Here is a 15,213-nt window from a genome sequence, read left to right as displayed (position 1 = left end):
AAGACCCTCCTCATAAAGGAAGGTCTCGAATGTATTTCTATTATGATAAAGCAGGAGCTTTTTCAAGAAGCTCTTTCGCATCAGCGTATTGTAAGCCGTGCGCTTCTGCAACTGCTTCGAATGTTACATAGCCATCTAATGTGTTAATACCTTTTAGTAATGCAGTGTTGCCTAAGCAAGCATCTTTGTAACCTTTGTTCGCAATTTGTACTGCATATGGTACTGTTACGTTTGTTAATGCAAGAGTTGACGTACGTGGAACTGCACCTGGCATATTAGCAACTGCATAATGAACAACGCCATGTTTTTCGTAAGTTGGGTTATCATGAGTTGTAATACGATCAGTTGTTTCGAAAATACCACCTTGGTCAATCGCGATATCTACAACGACAGAACCTGGTTCCATTGATTGAATCATTTCTTCAGTTACAAGTTTTGGCGCTTTTGCACCTGGAATTAATACTGCACCAATAACAAGGTCAGATTCTTTAACAGCTTCTGCAATGTTGTATGGATTAGACATTAATGTTTTTACTTGGTTACCGAAAATATCATCTAATTGACGAAGACGTTCTGCACTTAAGTCAATGATTGTTACATCTGCACCTAAACCTACTGCAATCTTAGCTGCGTTTGTACCAGCTTGACCACCGCCGATGATTGTTACTTTGCCGCGTTTTACCCCTGGAACGCCCGCAAGTAAAATACCTTTACCACCTTTGTTTTTCTCAAGGAATTGTGCACCAATTTGTGCAGACATACGACCAGCTACTTCACTCATAGGTGCAAGTAATGGTAAAGAACGATTGTCTAATTGTACTGTTTCGTATGCGATTGATGCAACTTTGTTATCGATTAATGCTTTCGTTAATTCTGGTTCTGGAGCTAAGTGTAAGTATGTGAATAAAATTAAACCTTCACGGAAATAGCCGTATTCACTTGCTACTGGCTCTTTTACCTTCATAACCATATCTTGATTCCATGCTTCTTCAGCAGTTTCTACAAGTTTCGCACCAGCTTGTACGTATTCTTCATCCGTAAAGCCAGATCCTAAACCTGCTCCTTTTTGAACAAAAACTTCATGACCATTTTGTACTAAATGTACTGCTCCCGCTGGCGTCATTGCCACACGGTTTTCATTGTTTTTAATTTCTGTTGGAATACCGATACGCATGATTAGTTCCCCCTTGAGTTATGAAATGACCCCTGAATCATTTTTTAAAGCGCTTTCTACGCTCTTATATTTTAACATAATATCTCAATATTTGACAAAAAAATAACACGAGTTTTCCGATAGATTTAATTTTATATTAAAGGACAGTATTATCCGCACCTCTCAGCACAATGGATAAACTGTCCAATTATTCGAAACTTCATCTTATTTTATTCTATCGATGTCTATGAATAACATCCACTGCACCAGTCACTTCAATAATTGTACCGGTAATCATATCGGAATCGTCCTCACATAAAAACGAAATGGTTCTTGCAATATCTTCACCTGTTCCAGATCTACCAATCGGTGTGTTATGCTCTTTCAGCTGACGTGCTTCTTGAATAGTTGCCTCTTTCATCTCGCCTATAATATCACCAGGACATACCATGTTCGCAGTAATACCATACTCCGCTTCTTCATAAGCAACTGTTTTCGTTAATGAAACAAGTCCTACTTTCGCTGCGGCAAAAGCTGAACGATAAATCCATCCCGGTGCACTATCCGCCCCTTGAAATCCGTAATTAATAATACGGCCAAAGTTCTGTTTTCTCATGACCGGAACGACAAGTTTTAATAAATGAAATACCGCTGTTAAATTTCCCTGAATCATTTCATTCCATTCATCTTCTTCATAATCAACTAACTTTTTTCGTTCAAATACATATGGACCAGCATTATTAATTAAAAAGTCAATTTTGCCAAAACGGCTCATCGCTTTTTCTACTATTTTATGTAAATCTTCCTTTTTCGTGACATCCGCTTGCACGAATTGTAGACGCTCTTCCACATCTTTATATGTTTCTTTCATCGTTTCCATAGCCGTGATATCGCTATGGTACGTTACTGTTACTGAATAGCCTTTAGCCAATAATTTTTCTGTTACTTGCTTTCCTAAACCTTTCGTACCGGCTGTAATGAGCGCATGTCTCACAAAACTGCCCCCTTTTAAATTGCTATACTTCATATGTAACAAGTTCTCGCTCCAATTACAACTAAAATGAATTGAAACAGAGTTTTCAAAATTCTGTAACGTTTCTGGCAAGCACGTTACCAAAATTTGTTTTATAATTAAGTTGTAAACAGTTATAAAACAGATTGGGAGGAATTTACTATGAATAATACATATACAAATATTTTAATCGCGGTGGATGGTTCTAAAGAAGCAGAAAAAGCCTTTAAAAAAGCAATTCAAGTCGCAAAGCGCAACAATGCAACATTAACAATTGCTCATATCGTTGATGTAAAAGCATACTCAGCAGTAGAAGCTTATAGCCGTGCAATTGCGGAACGTGCAAATCTATTTGCAGAAGACTTATTAGAAGACTACAAAAAAACTGCGCTTGAAGCTGGTCTTGAAAAAATTGAAACTGTATTAGAATTCGGTAATCCTAAATCAAAAATTTCAAAAGAAATCGCTCCAAACCATAAAGTAGATTTAATTATGTGTGGTGCGACTGGTTTAAATGCTGTTGAGCGTTTCCTAATTGGTAGCGTCTCTGAACATATTATTCGCTATGCGAAATGCGATGTCCTTGTTGTTCGTGGTGATGAGGAACAAGGTGAGCTTTAATTTATAGATAAAACACCAAGTCCACATAGGCTTGGTGTTTTTCATTTTATAAACTTCACTATAAACACAAGACATGCTACGACAACAACGGTAATTGCCAACACATAAGGCGGAAGAAACTTCAAAGACCATAATGCCATCATAATTGTCGCGATCGTTAAGTACGTTTGCCTTGCACCCTCTGTCATTTTTTTACGAAGTAAGAAAACGTACAAATAGCCAATTGGCGGCGTAATAAAGCAAAGAACATATATGATTTTTGATTTTAAATACCACTTTTGTTCTCCGAGTTTCTTTATATCTTCTTCTATTCTCTTATGCTCTTGCTCTCTCGCTTCTTCTACAAGCGGATTTTCCTCTTCTCCTCGCTTTTCTTTCATATAAGGAAGAAAGTGCATAAAAAAATAGTATGCAAATACGAACGCACCAAATCCAATATTTAATCTTTCTAATGGAATATGTTCACTAAAAAAAGCAGCAGTAAGCACTAAAGACAAACAGTATGTCATCATCCAAAATGAATGTTTTCTCTTTTTCCGTTCCATTTCTTTTTCACCTTGTATATCTTTTCTTTTCGAAATCCATATAGAAATAAAGCAATCTACTACAAATAGAGCAAAAATAAATATCGCAACGTGTACTGTTTCTAAATCCTCAAATGAAAAGATATTTGGGAATGCAACATGTAATACAATTAGCGTGTACAAAATTAACCCTATAAAATAAATACGTCTCATTTTTCATCCCTTTCTTATTTCCTAACATTACGTTAACATACATTTTTTAGAAATAGACGGACAAAATATATATGTGTAAAAAAGGAGGATGCAACATGGATGATTCTGAACGTATTATTTTAGATGTGAATGGGAAAGAACTCGAAATGCTAGATACGATTCGTACTCATTTTAAAGAGAAACATGGCGTTGAACTAAGTAACGGTGCATTACTTAGAGATTTGATGGATATTGAGTATATTCGAATTACGGAAGATCGACATAAGTATGATTAATTTGTGGCTATAAAAAAAGAAGGTAAGCTTCTCTCCATCAAGATTAGCGTACCTTCTTCCCTATAAAATCAATCAACTTCCAACAAACTCTCCAACTAACCCCTTCGCCTTCTCCAAAGCGTTTTTGATTTGTTCAAATCCTGTTCCACCCGCACTATTACGACGCTTTACAGCCGCATATGGTGAAAGAACTTCATACAAATCTTCTTCAAATAAAGAGCTCATTTCTTGATATGTTTCAAGCGGGACATCTAATAAATAAATTCCTTTTTGTGTGCAATGTAGCACTAACTTCCCAACAATTTCATGAGCTTGACGGAATGGTAGTCCTTTGTTTGCTAAATAGTCGGCAATTTCTGTTGCGTTGGAGAAATCTTGCGTCACAGCTTGCCCCATTTTTTCTTTGTTTACAGTCATCGTTTCAAGCATGCCCGCCATAATATGAAGGCATCCTTCTACTGTTTTTACTGTATCAAACATTCCTTCTTTATCTTCTTGCAAGTCTTTATTGTAAGCGAGCGGTAATCCTTTCATTACTGTAAGTAAACTGAATAAATTACCGTATACTCTGCCTGTTTTACCACGGATTAGTTCTGCCATATCCGGGTTTTTCTTTTGCGGCATAATGCTGCTTCCAGTTGCGTATTGATCGCTCATTTCAATAAATTGAAACTCTTGGCTACTCCATAAAATAAGTTCTTCACAAAAGCGCGATAAGTGCATCATAAGCATAGATGAGTTACTTAGGAACTCCAGTATGAAATCACGATCGCTTACTGCATCTAAACTATTTTCATATATTCCATTAAATCCAAGAAGCTCCGCACTATATTCTCGGTCAATCGGGAATGTCGTCCCAGCTAGCGCTCCTGCTCCTAATGGGGAGATATTAATACGCTTTAACGAATCTTCATAACGATTTACATCACGCTCTAACATCCAAAAATAAGCGAGAATATGATGAGCAAATGAAATCGGCTGGGCACGTTGCAAATGCGTATAGCCAGGCATAATCGTTTCAATATTATTTTCTGCTTGATGAACAAGAACAGTTTGCAATTGCTTTGTAGCTTTTATAATATGTTCTACCTTTTCTTTTAAATACAAATGCATATCCGTTGCCACTTGATCGTTACGGCTTCGGCCTGTATGAAGTTTCCCTCCTACTTCGCCAATTTGTTCAATTAACATCTTTTCGATATTTAAATGAATATCTTCTGCTTCTACTGAAAATTGTAGCTTATTCTCTTTTGCTTCTTTCAATAAATATTGAAGACCTACCTTTATTTTCTCTGCTTCTTCTTTCGTCACGATGCTCTGCTTTGCTAGCATCGTGACGTGTGCAATACTCCCGTTTATATCTTGATTTACTAATTGTTGATCGAAGGAGATGGATGCTCCAAACTCTTCAACCCATGCTTCCGCTTCTTCTGTAAAACGTCCGCCCCAAAGTTTGCTCACGCTTCCACCTTCTTTTGATTCACTTGGCTGTATACTTTCGTCGGTAAACCAAATAATGAAATGAATCCAACTGCTGCATCATGATTAAATTCGTCCTGGGCAGTATATGTTGCTAATTTTTCATCGTATAAAGAGTACTCAGATTTACGTCCTTCTACAATCGCATGACCTTTAAATAATTTCACACGCACTGTACCTGTTACATTCTTTTGCGTTTCTTGTAAAAATGCATGAAGCGCTTGTTTTAAAGGTGAGAACCATAAACCGTTATAAATAAGTTCTGTTATTTTCTGTTCAATCACTGGTTTAAAATGTGCTACTTCTTTTACGTGTGTTAAATCTTCCAACTCTTTATGCGCAGTGATTAACGTCATTGCTGCTGGGCATTCGTATACTTCACGAGATTTAATACCGACAAGACGATTTTCTACGTGATCAATACGTCCAACGCCGTGTTTTCCAGCGAGCGCATTTAACGTTTTAATTAATTCTGCAAGTGAATATGCAGTGCCATTTAAAGTAGTCGGTACGCCTGCTTCAAATCCGATTTCTACAAACTCTGGTTTATTCGGTGTATCTTCTAACGCCAATGTCATCTCATATGCATCTTCTGGCGGCGCTGCCCATGGATCTTCTAAAATTCCACATTCGTTGCTGCGTCCCCATAAGTTCTGATCGATTGAAAACGGGCTATCTAAATTAATCGGAATTGGTACATCGTTTTCTTTTGCATATGCAATTTCTTCTTCACGTGACCATTTCCATTCACGTACAGGCGCAATCACTTCTAAGTAAGGATTTAATGCTTGGATAGAAACTTCAAAACGAACTTGGTCATTTCCTTTTCCTGTACATCCGTGTGCAACTGCAGTTGCGCCTTCTTGTTCTGCGATTTCTACTAATTTCTTTGCAATAAGCGGACGAGATAATGCAGAGACAAGAGGGTATTTTCCTTCGTATAATGTGTGTGCTTGCATCGCCATCAATGCATATTCATTCGCGAATTCTTCTTGAACGTCAATCATATATGATTTAATTGCACCTACTGAAAGTGCCTTTTCTTTTACAAATGCTAAGTCTTTACCTTCCCCTAAATCTAAACAAAGCGCGATAATATCATAATTTTTCTCTTGTAACCATTTAATTGCAACAGAAGTATCAAGACCTCCGGAATATGCTAATACAACTTTTTTCTTCTTCATTTTGCATCCCCCTAAAGAATAAATATTCATTTTCTTTTATAATAATTCACACTTTACCACCTTTCACAAAATGTATCAAGAGTCATTTTTAAATTTTTTCAAACAATTTCGTCGAACTTCTTTCTGTTTTTCTGTACAATATAAGCAGGAAAACGGGGGTGAACTTATGGAAAAGTATTTCTTATACGATGAACATCTAGGAATTGAAATTCCGCATTTACAAGAAGACTGGGAAGAAATCCCCGAAAAAATGCAACATGCTATTTTACTAAAATGGGAACAAGTTCGCGGGAAAATTCCTGATCGTATAAAAGAACTTGAGCACTATATTAATACAAAACAACATTATTTAAATAACGAAGAAGACTTCGAAGTTTCTTGTAAACTAAATTCAGAAATTGCCGATCTTGCTTCCATCATTAATGACCTTTGGCTTTGGTATCGACTCACTCAAAATGTATCTGAGGGGAAAGCACACCAATGAAAAAAGCATGCCCCTCAATTACTTTGGGTCATGCTTTTTTGTCATAACATGATTTACAATATATCTCTTGTGCTGTTTTTGCCAAACACACATCAAAAGGGCCAACTAATATACTTCTTTCTTTCGGCAACTTTACAAAAGCAACAAGCTCTTCTTCATATTGAATTTTTTTCTGACATGAAATACATATTAATTCTTTTCTTTTGAACATTCCTTTTAGCATACCTTCACTCTCCCCTTCATCTATCTATATTAATATACTCTCATAATAGTTAAGACTTGTAAAAAAATGACACATTCCGAATCTAATGATTCATATACTATGTACAAAAGGAGGTCTACAGCTTATGCGTGCTTTCGTTATTATCGCTTTAACTTTTTTAAGTGTGATTAGTTGGGATGCGTTTTTTAAAGATAAAAGTGATGAAAAGAATACAACGGAATAAAACCCTTTTTTTCTTACTTATTGGACAAACCGTTACAAACTGTCCAATCCTCCGAAATAACTTAGGCTTTTCTACAAAAATATTTAAACATAACATTTTTTGTAGATTCCCTCCGTTTATTGTCGGTTTCCATCCGCATACATTTTTTAAAAGTATGATATAATAGTATAAATCTTGAAGGAAGGGATTTTGATATCATGATCGCTCGAAGGAGCATGTGGCATCGTATTGACGAATCATACACGTAGCGTATTTTTCAGCTCAGATACTTTAGTCTAGCGAAAAAAATACGAGAGTGGGGAAATTATGATTGCCCGAAGGATAATTTGGCAAAAAAAAGACTCTTCTTACACATAGCGTTTTGTTTAGGACTTAATTGTTACTAACTAAACAAAACAAAGAAGAGCAGGATTGCTAAATGACGAATCCTACTCCACGTTTTGTTTAGTCGTTTTAAGACTTAAACTAAAACGAAGGTAGGGAGAATTGATGGACGAGAGGATTATTCGTTATTTCTTCAGCGACATATAGCGTAGTTAGTTTTTTCGTAAACTAACTGAAAGCTACATGTGAGCTCGTAGTTAGTTTACAACACAAAAAGGACTACTAACTACGGAAAGAAGGAATAACGATGAGGAACATCCAAAGTCGGCAAATTATTAAAGAAATTTTTATGGTTTTAATCGGTTCATTTATTTTAGCAGCAGCGCTATATCACATTCACTTCCAAAACCACTTAACAGAAGGTGGCTTTGTAGGAATTGCACTATTCATTCAAAACTTTTATGATATTTCACCATCTATTTCAACTGTATTAATGGATATCCCAATTATTTTACTGTGCGCTTCATTTTTAGGTAGAAAAATGGTTGGTTATTCATTCCTAGGTTCAATTTCATTCGGAGTATTTTATTCCTTTATGGAAAATTATTCTCCATTTACGGTAGATTTATCAAATAACTTATTTATAGCTGCAGTATTTGGCGGTGCGTTAGCTGGTATTGGACTCGGTTTTATATTGCGATTTGGCGGTGCAACCGGTGGAGACGATATTTTAACAATTGTATTAAGTAAACGAACTCGTTTTACAATTGGGCAAATTTTCTTCGTCTTTGACGCGATTGTTCTTGCGCTTTCATTATATTATTTAAATTGGACAGAAATTGCTTTTACTATTCTTTCGATTGCCGTACAGGCAAAAACATTGGATTTAATTTATTATCCAAAAACAGAAAAAACAGCAGAAAAACAGCCAGTATCTGTTCCAATGTCCAAAAAACATGCAACAAATTAAAAAAGCGAAAGGCTTCGGCCTCTCGCTTTTTTTATGCTCTTTTTTCTTTCTCGACTATATGGCGCACTTGATAAAATCTATTTGCAAATTCAGTAACGTTTCTTGTTAAACGATAATTCACTGTAGATCCAATTGCCATTCCAATTACCGGTATACCTTGGAATAATTTACGACGAAGAGCATAAATCGAAAATGTCTTCAAAATTTGTTTTAACACAACCTCAGTAGAAGCTGTTTGTAGCACTGCTTCGTCTCCTTCGTAGAAGAACGAATCTTCTTGCTCCAGCTCTTGCAATAAATTGTACCATGCGTATTGCTGAAGTCTTCCTGGTAGTAATGACGCATGAAACACCTTTAACGCAAGCATCATTTCATACGGCTTGTTCACATCATGTCCAAATGATGTTGCAATAAGTTGGACTGCCTTCACATTTAATGCGATCATAACCGGAAAATCCGCCGTTAATAATAATAAACCTCCAGCACCTGTTGCCCCGCCTTGTACAAATGAATATAGACGATGACGTGCTGTTTGCTGCTCTGCTATGTATGTTAATTGATCAATAGATAATGCTTTCAAATCTTCAAGCTGTTCAATCGATTCATCAAATAATCTTGATGTTCCTAAAATCCGATTACGTGCATCTAACTGTGCTTGTGAACTTTGAATAAATGCATGCAAATGAAAGAGCCATCCATCTGCTTTCGTGAAGAATTCTTTTCGCTTTTTCTCAGGTAATTTCGCAACTGTAGTATGTAACCATTTATCAAACACTTTTTGAAAATCGGTCGCTTCTTGCTCAACTAATTGCGCTTCCCATTCTTTTATATTGTCTAAAATGGCTTGTTCTCGCTTCGATCGCATCGTAACAACCACCTCGTTCGATTTTTTTCTATTGTAACATATTTCTGCTTATTCTTTGCAAATATGCTTGTCTATCTTTATTCACATACCATTTTTGAATGGCATAAAATATTAACAAAAAGGATGAGATAAATCACATGAATCTATCCGATATAAAAAAAGAATATAATGCGGTATTCAGCTTAGGACAAAACTGCTGGCCTGCTTGGGCATTATATCAATTAGAATTATCACCATTTTTTGGCGTTATTGATTTTATGCTAAGCCCCTCATTAGAAAAAGTGAATGTATTATTACAAAATCGATTTGACCGCTTTTTAAATTTCGAAAATTTATCCTTCATCTCATTTTGGGATGATGATGCAAAATTAAGATTAAGGGACAACCTTTATGAAATTGACTCCTGTCATGACTTTAAAACAGATGTAAACACACCAACTTCTTGGCCTTCTTATACAGAAATTAAGTTAAATTATGAACATCGTATTAATCGTTTTCTAGCTACAATTGAAACGGCCGAATCCATATTATTTATTCGAACTGGAGGAACATATGAAGAAGCATGTTCCCTAGAACAAATTTTATCTCAAATCGTTACACATACATTCTCTGTCCTGTTACTAATTCCTGCCGATATACCAACTATCACCCAAGAAGATTGGGGATTACAACGTGTTTGCGTTATGAAATGTCCTATTATGGATGTATACCAATACAATGAAGCATTTTGGAAAGACTTATTTGATGGAATTACGATTAGACCACATTCTTAAATACATGACACCTTTACTACAAAACATATTATAATCTTCCTTATACAAAAAATAAGGAGTGATTGTATATGTATCCACGTGCAAAGGCTTTTGGCATTGCTATACATCACGGGCGTCTTCTCGTACAAGAATATCATTCAGCCGATGAAACATTTTACCGACCTCTTGGTGGTTCAATTGAACTTGGTGAACAATCAGCACATACCGTTATTCGTGAATTTAGGGAAGAGCTTCATACAGAAGTGGAAATCACCAATTATTTAGGTTGTTTAGAAAATGTCTTTCATCTAGATGGAGACATTGGTCATGAAATTATTCAACTATATTCTTTGCGTTTATTAGACACGTCACTATATGAAATGAAAATATTAAATATACAAGATGAGGAAACAGTAACATATGCGAAATGGATTCCTATTACGGCATTCATTCAGAAAGAAAAAATATTATATCCGGATGGAGTTTTAAAATACATCCAAAAGAAAAAAGACGAAATCCTATAGGATTTCGTCTTTTTTTTCATATATTAACCAATATCTCCAAGACGTAGTACGTCACGAGCAATCATAACTTCTTCGTCAGTTGGAATTACGATAATTTTTACTGGAGAGTGTGGGAAGCTGATGAATGCTTCTTCACCGAATACGTTATTACGTTTTGCATCGAAGTATACGCCCATGTACTCAAGGCCTTCTAATACGCGCTCACGAATAATCGCACTGTTTTCACCTACACCAGCTGTGAAGATGATTGCGTCTACACCTTTCATACGAGCAGTGTAAGAACCGATGTATTTGTGGATACGGCTTACGAATACATCAAGTGCTACTTTCGCACGGTGGTCGCCTTCTTCTTCTTTCGCAATGATGTCACGTAGGTCACTAGAGTAACCAGTAAGACCTAACATACCACTCTTCTTGTTTAATACGTTAACTACTTCTTCTACTGTTTGGCCTGTTTTTTCCATGATGTATGGAATTAACGCAGGGTCAAGGTTACCAGAACGTGTACCCATTGTTACACCAGCAAGTGGAGTGAAGCCCATAGAAGTATCAATAGATTTACCGCCTTCTACTGCTGCGATACTTGCACCGTTACCTAAGTGACAAGAAAGTAAGCTTAAGCTTTCAATTGGACGACCTAATAATTCAGCCGCACGCTCAGTTACATATTTATGAGAAGTTCCGTGGAAACCGTATTTACGGATGCCGAATTTTTCATAGTACTCATATGGTAAGCTGTATAGGAATGCAGATTCCGGCATTGTTTGGTGGAATGCTGTATCGAATACTGCTACTGCTGGTACGTTTGGTAATACTTCTTGGAATGCTTTAATACCAACAACGTTTGCTGGGTTATGAAGTGGTGCTAAATCGCTTAATTCTTCGATATCAGCTAATACTTCATCAGTAATTAAAACAGAGTCAGCAAATTTTTCGCCGCCGTGAACAACACGGTGACCGATACCGCCAATCTCATCTAGAGATTTAACGATTCCGTTTTCAGTTAATTTTTTTAGAAGCATATTAACTGCTACTGCGTGATCTGGAATGTTTGTAATTTCTTTTTGTTTTTCGCCATCTACAGTAATAGTGAAGATACTATCTTCTAAACCGATACGTTCTACTAAACCTTTTGTTAATACTGTTTCACTTGGCATTTCAAATAATTGGAATTTTAAGGAAGAGCTTCCTGCGTTAATCGCGATGATTTTTGACATCTAGTCTTTCGCCCCTTTTTCTCTTGGTAGTTGTGTGGATGTTTCCACAAACCGCTCGATTTTATCTGATCAAATTCACTAAATATGAAAACGTTTCATCATTAGCAAATTTTATACTCACGATTTTAATTTAAACATCGTCCGACATATATTTCAAGTGAAAAAATTGTAACACCAAGAAAAAATATATATTACAGATTTCAAAAAAATTCAGTTAAATCTTGTATATATTTAAAAATATGACATATTATATAAAACTGTACTACATGAATCACTAATGCTGTTACATATACCTAGCTTTATTTATGTGTTGCAAACCAAGTATTTAATTGATCCATAATGTCTTCCATCGCCTTCATGTTAGAGAATTTAGGCAACTCCACTAATAACGCCTGTTTTGGCATTGTTACATTAGCGCCTTTCTTTTGGAGAACAAATATACTTTTTGCATTTTTCTCGTTTTTAAACATGGAAACAGGAAGCTGTAATAACCCTTGAATAAAGCATGTTTCTTTAATAAATGCATGTAATTTTGGTGCCTGGTCACTTTCAAAAATGAAGTTTGGTACTAAGAAGAATAAGTACCCGCCCTCTTTCGTATGTTTCACACTTTGTTCAATAAATAAGTGATGGGCATATGACATTCCTTCATCTGCTTTTAATTTATATTCACTTGCACCGATTTCGTTTGGATAATAACCAACTGGCAAGTCTGAAACGACTGCATCAACTGGATCGATATAAAGTGGTGCTAGTCCATCTTGATGGAAGAATTCGATTGCATGCTTTTGTAAATTTGCATTTACTAAAGCAAGTTTAATTAGCACTTCATCCACTTCTACACCAAATCCACTCATTGTTAGTCCTTCTTTAGCGCTATTAAACACTGTAGTCATTAAGTTACCTGTTCCAATTGCAGGATCTAAAACTGTAATTTCATTTTGACCTTGCATAAATTTATGGAATAAGTAACTCATGAACATCCCAACTGCATCAGGTGTCATTTCGTGATTCGCTTGTACGCCTTCTTTCATTCCTTTTAAGATGGCTAACTGAAATGCTTTACGAATTTCTTCACCTTTATATGTTTCTTCATTAAACGTACTATATTCACGATTCAGCCTTTCAATTGCTGATTCGGATAATTCCTCTTGTAAAATCGCTCCCTCAAACAAGTTATCACCTGTTTCTACAAGCGCCTCTAAATATGTTACATCTAATTCTTTACGTAAAACTACCGCAGAAGAATCAAAAATAGAAAATAATGTTTCTACTGTCTGACTCACGTACATTCCTCCTTCTCTCTTTTACACATAACTTATATCATACCACAAAGTGTTTTTTTCCAAAAAGAAAAAGCGACCTCCTGTAAAGAGCTCCCTTTTAAGTTATATATGATATAACGTTTTTTCTCATATATCGATGCCGTTACAGAGCAATATATGAGAAAAAACGACCTCTTTATAAGAGGTCATTTCCTTCACATTACTTCGCAGATTTAGCTGCTTCTAATGCTGCTTCATAGTTTGGATGGCTTGTACCTTCGCTTACGTACTCTGCGTAAACTACTTTGTCGTTGCTATCTACTACGAATACTGCACGAGCAAGTAAACGAAGCTCTTTCATTACTAAGCCGTAAGCTTCACCGAATGAAAGGTCACGGTGGTCAGAAAGTGTTACAACATTTTCTAAACCGTTTGCTGCACACCAGCGTTTTTGAGCGAATGGTAAATCAGCGCTAATTGTTAATACTTTCGCATTTTCAATACCTGCTGCATCTTGGTTAAAACGACGTGTTTGTGCATCACAAACACCTGTGTCGATTGAAGGTACAACACTAATTAATTTCACTTCGCCTTTGTATGTTTCTAAACTTACTGGAGATAAGTCGTTTGCTAATACTTGGAAGTTTGGCGCTTGATCGCCAACTTTAACTTCTGTTCCAACTAAAGTCATTGGATTACCTTTAAAAGTTACGTTTGCCACTTGAAAATCCTCCCTTATTTAAACAAAATATGTACAATGTAAATGATAGTTTGTCCCTATCGATAATGCAAATAAAATCGCTTTATTTACAAAAAAATTAAAGAAGCTAACCTATTGATTAGCTTCTTTATTCGTTAAATTTGAAATTCAGGATCATCTTCTTTTCGTTTATCCATCATTTCTTTCACTTTATCAACAGCTTGTGGAGCTAATTCAATTATTTTATCGATGACATGTGTTTGTTTATCTAAGTGCAATACTTTCACACCATCTCCATTTATAACAAGAAAGGCAACAGGATTAATAGAAACTCCTCCACCACTTCCCCCGCCAAATGGATGGCGGCCTGAATGTTCTACTTTACCAAATTCACTTCCACCAGCAGCAAATCCAAAACTTACTTTTGAAACAGTAAGAATTACACTTCCATCTGCCGCTTTAATTGGGTCACCAACAATGGTATTTACATCAGTCATTTGTTTTAAATGCTGCATTGCGGTTGTCATTAAACCTTGAATTGGATGGTCCATTCTATATCCCCCCTATGCTTGAACAGATTTTTCTGTCATACCAGATCTTTGCTTCCTCATAAATATGAGCAATTTCACCGCTGTTTTTATAGTGCGGAATATCCGAAAAGATGCTGTTAACTCACATCTTGACGCAAATCCTTTCCCTTGAAAAACAGGAGTAATTTCAAATTCTGGTACATCGACAATATGCATATATTGTCCGACAACTCCAGCAGCCATACCTTTTGTCCCCCATGCATATCCAGTGACAATTCCAGTACTAGCTGCGTCGCCTGCTCCAATTTGTGTATGCCATTTCCAACCATTGATTTTCACTCGTTTGAGAAAATCTTTAACAATAGTATGAACTTCTTGAAGCTTTTTTATCAGTTCACCAATGCTGTCAAGTTGCGCCATAATTTTATTATCGAGTCCGCCGTCCTCTTCAGCTTTTTCGATTTTCTGTCCTGTCTTTTTCTGCTGTTTTTCAATTCTTTCCAACACATCAAATGTATATCGAATCATCCATATTTTCACTTGAAGCAAACATTGCTTTTCCATTTCTGAATATAAAAATGTCACCTTAAGCTTTATTTTCGACAATAGTATAAACAAAATAAAAAGAAGAAGAATTATTATTCCAATTACGAACCACTTCATACGTATCATCCT

At 35.9% G+C, this 15,213-nt stretch carries 18 protein-coding genes; 6 read left to right on the top strand and 12 right to left on the bottom strand.

The window, feature by feature from the left end:
- Positions 1 to 40 precede the first annotated feature (40 nt).
- Both ald and AU379_RS01345 read right to left on the bottom strand, forming a co-directional pair.
- Positions 41 to 1,174, bottom strand: coding sequence for an alanine dehydrogenase (ald, locus tag AU379_RS01350; protein ID WP_001219402.1), 1,134 nt, complete (start codon positions 1,172 to 1,174; stop codon positions 41 to 43).
- A 214-nt stretch (positions 1,175 to 1,388) separates the two neighbouring features.
- On the bottom strand, positions 1,389 to 2,180 hold the full coding sequence (locus AU379_RS01345; RefSeq protein WP_002005829.1) for an SDR family oxidoreductase: 792 nt from the start codon (positions 2,178 to 2,180) through the stop codon (positions 1,389 to 1,391).
- A gap of 147 nt (positions 2,181 to 2,327) precedes the next feature.
- Here AU379_RS01345 and AU379_RS01340 point away from each other — a divergent pair, with 147 nt between their 5' ends.
- Positions 2,328 to 2,786, top strand: a complete 459-nt coding sequence (locus AU379_RS01340; protein ID WP_001066673.1) for a universal stress protein — start codon at positions 2,328 to 2,330, stop codon at positions 2,784 to 2,786.
- A gap of 41 nt (positions 2,787 to 2,827) precedes the next feature.
- Here AU379_RS01340 and AU379_RS01335 read toward each other — a convergent pair whose 3' ends face one another.
- Positions 2,828 to 3,523: a hypothetical protein gene (locus AU379_RS01335; RefSeq protein WP_061138922.1), complete on the bottom strand. Its 696-nt coding sequence runs from the start codon at positions 3,521 to 3,523 to the stop codon at positions 2,828 to 2,830.
- A 95-nt stretch (positions 3,524 to 3,618) separates the two neighbouring features.
- Between AU379_RS01335 and AU379_RS01330 the strand changes: the two genes are divergently transcribed.
- The gene (locus tag AU379_RS01330; RefSeq protein WP_000342765.1) at positions 3,619 to 3,798 is read left to right on the top strand and encodes a hypothetical protein; all 180 of its coding nucleotides are present in this window, start codon (positions 3,619 to 3,621) and stop codon (positions 3,796 to 3,798) included.
- A 72-nt stretch (positions 3,799 to 3,870) separates the two neighbouring features.
- On the opposite strand, the gene argH is transcribed toward AU379_RS01330, so the two are convergent.
- Both argH and AU379_RS01320 read right to left on the bottom strand, forming a co-directional pair.
- Entirely contained in the window at positions 3,871 to 5,259 is a 1,389-nt protein-coding gene (gene argH, locus AU379_RS01325) for an argininosuccinate lyase (protein ID WP_000041289.1), read from the bottom strand.
- Positions 5,256 to 6,461 carry an argininosuccinate synthase gene (locus AU379_RS01320; protein WP_000727588.1) on the bottom strand — a complete coding sequence of 402 codons (1,206 nt, stop codon included), beginning with the start codon at positions 6,459 to 6,461 and terminating at the stop codon, positions 5,256 to 5,258. Before AU379_RS01320 ends, argH begins: the two co-directional genes overlap by 4 nt.
- Positions 6,462 to 6,627: 166 nt before the next feature.
- Between AU379_RS01320 and AU379_RS01315 the strand changes: the two genes are divergently transcribed.
- Positions 6,628 to 6,945, top strand: coding sequence for a hypothetical protein (locus AU379_RS01315; RefSeq protein WP_000417218.1), 318 nt, complete (start codon positions 6,628 to 6,630; stop codon positions 6,943 to 6,945).
- A 28-nt stretch (positions 6,946 to 6,973) separates the two neighbouring features.
- On the opposite strand, the gene AU379_RS01310 is transcribed toward AU379_RS01315, so the two are convergent.
- The gene (locus AU379_RS01310; protein ID WP_000911985.1) at positions 6,974 to 7,168 is read right to left on the bottom strand and encodes a hypothetical protein; all 195 of its coding nucleotides are present in this window, start codon (positions 7,166 to 7,168) and stop codon (positions 6,974 to 6,976) included.
- An 854-nt stretch (positions 7,169 to 8,022) separates the two neighbouring features.
- On the opposite strand from AU379_RS01310, the gene AU379_RS01305 reads away from it, so the two are divergent.
- Positions 8,023 to 8,685, top strand: a complete 663-nt coding sequence (locus AU379_RS01305; RefSeq protein ID WP_061138921.1) for a YitT family protein — start codon at positions 8,023 to 8,025, stop codon at positions 8,683 to 8,685.
- A 31-nt stretch (positions 8,686 to 8,716) separates the two neighbouring features.
- Here the strand turns inward: AU379_RS01305 and AU379_RS01300 are convergent, their stop codons facing one another.
- Positions 8,717 to 9,550: an EcsC family protein gene (locus AU379_RS01300; protein ID WP_001256853.1), complete on the bottom strand. Its 834-nt coding sequence runs from the start codon at positions 9,548 to 9,550 to the stop codon at positions 8,717 to 8,719.
- 137 nt (positions 9,551 to 9,687) lie between these two features.
- Between AU379_RS01300 and AU379_RS01295 the strand changes: the two genes are divergently transcribed.
- Complete coding sequence (locus tag AU379_RS01295; protein ID WP_001053732.1) at positions 9,688 to 10,323, top strand: DUF1796 family putative cysteine peptidase; 636 nt, start codon at positions 9,688 to 9,690, stop codon at positions 10,321 to 10,323.
- A 68-nt stretch (positions 10,324 to 10,391) separates the two neighbouring features.
- Positions 10,392 to 10,826 (top strand): NUDIX hydrolase, encoded by a 435-nt coding sequence (locus AU379_RS01290; RefSeq protein WP_000283470.1) that lies wholly within the window; start codon positions 10,392 to 10,394, stop codon positions 10,824 to 10,826.
- Between the two features lie 23 nt (positions 10,827 to 10,849).
- On the opposite strand, the gene ackA is transcribed toward AU379_RS01290, so the two are convergent.
- From ackA to AU379_RS01265, 5 genes are all read right to left on the bottom strand, one after another.
- Entirely contained in the window at positions 10,850 to 12,043 is a 1,194-nt protein-coding gene (gene ackA, locus AU379_RS01285; RefSeq protein ID WP_000034575.1) for an acetate kinase, read from the bottom strand.
- Between the two features lie 299 nt (positions 12,044 to 12,342).
- Positions 12,343 to 13,329, bottom strand: coding sequence for a class I SAM-dependent methyltransferase (locus AU379_RS01280; RefSeq protein ID WP_000084367.1), 987 nt, complete (start codon positions 13,327 to 13,329; stop codon positions 12,343 to 12,345).
- Between the two features lie 199 nt (positions 13,330 to 13,528).
- Positions 13,529 to 14,029, bottom strand: a complete 501-nt coding sequence (gene tpx / locus AU379_RS01275; RefSeq protein ID WP_000024525.1) for a thiol peroxidase — start codon at positions 14,027 to 14,029, stop codon at positions 13,529 to 13,531.
- 134 nt (positions 14,030 to 14,163) lie between these two features.
- The gene (gene ytfJ, locus AU379_RS01270; protein WP_000350003.1) at positions 14,164 to 14,559 is read right to left on the bottom strand and encodes a GerW family sporulation protein; all 396 of its coding nucleotides are present in this window, start codon (positions 14,557 to 14,559) and stop codon (positions 14,164 to 14,166) included.
- 12 nt (positions 14,560 to 14,571) lie between these two features.
- The gene (locus AU379_RS01265) at positions 14,572 to 15,210 is read right to left on the bottom strand and encodes a DUF2953 domain-containing protein (RefSeq protein ID WP_002098024.1); all 639 of its coding nucleotides are present in this window, start codon (positions 15,208 to 15,210) and stop codon (positions 14,572 to 14,574) included.
- Positions 15,211 to 15,213 lie beyond the last annotated feature (3 nt).

It is taken from the genome of Bacillus sp. JH7 (assembly GCF_001563515.1).
GTDB lineage: Bacteria > Bacillota > Bacilli > Bacillales > Bacillaceae_G > Bacillus_A > Bacillus_A cereus.
This window is presented reverse-complemented; position numbering and strand designations above follow the sequence as displayed.

Excerpts from the sequence above, each read along its gene's own strand:
- ald (WP_001219402.1), bottom strand. The coding sequence starts at position 1,174 with ATGCGTATCGGTATTCCAACAGAAATTAAAAACAATGAAAACCGTGTG.
- AU379_RS01345 (WP_002005829.1), bottom strand. The coding sequence starts at position 2,180 with ATGAAGTATAGCAATTTAAAAGGGGGCAGTTTTGTGAGACATGCGCTC.
- AU379_RS01340 (WP_001066673.1), top strand. The coding sequence starts at position 2,328 with ATGAATAATACATATACAAATATTTTAATCGCGGTGGATGGTTCTAAA.
- AU379_RS01335 (WP_061138922.1), bottom strand. The coding sequence starts at position 3,523 with ATGAGACGTATTTATTTTATAGGGTTAATTTTGTACACGCTAATTGTA.
- AU379_RS01330 (WP_000342765.1), top strand. The coding sequence starts at position 3,619 with ATGGATGATTCTGAACGTATTATTTTAGATGTGAATGGGAAAGAACTC.
- AU379_RS01320 (WP_000727588.1), bottom strand. The coding sequence starts at position 6,461 with ATGAAGAAGAAAAAAGTTGTATTAGCATATTCCGGAGGTCTTGATACT.
- AU379_RS01315 (WP_000417218.1), top strand. The coding sequence starts at position 6,628 with ATGGAAAAGTATTTCTTATACGATGAACATCTAGGAATTGAAATTCCG.
- AU379_RS01310 (WP_000911985.1), bottom strand. The coding sequence starts at position 7,168 with ATGCTAAAAGGAATGTTCAAAAGAAAAGAATTAATATGTATTTCATGT.
- AU379_RS01305 (WP_061138921.1), top strand. The coding sequence starts at position 8,023 with ATGAGGAACATCCAAAGTCGGCAAATTATTAAAGAAATTTTTATGGTT.
- AU379_RS01300 (WP_001256853.1), bottom strand. The coding sequence starts at position 9,550 with ATGCGATCGAAGCGAGAACAAGCCATTTTAGACAATATAAAAGAATGG.
- AU379_RS01295 (WP_001053732.1), top strand. The coding sequence starts at position 9,688 with ATGAATCTATCCGATATAAAAAAAGAATATAATGCGGTATTCAGCTTA.
- AU379_RS01290 (WP_000283470.1), top strand. The coding sequence starts at position 10,392 with ATGTATCCACGTGCAAAGGCTTTTGGCATTGCTATACATCACGGGCGT.
- ackA (WP_000034575.1), bottom strand. The coding sequence starts at position 12,043 with ATGTCAAAAATCATCGCGATTAACGCAGGAAGCTCTTCCTTAAAATTC.
- ytfJ (WP_000350003.1), bottom strand. The coding sequence starts at position 14,559 with ATGGACCATCCAATTCAAGGTTTAATGACAACCGCAATGCAGCATTTA.
- AU379_RS01265 (WP_002098024.1), bottom strand. The coding sequence starts at position 15,210 with ATGATACGTATGAAGTGGTTCGTAATTGGAATAATAATTCTTCTTCTT.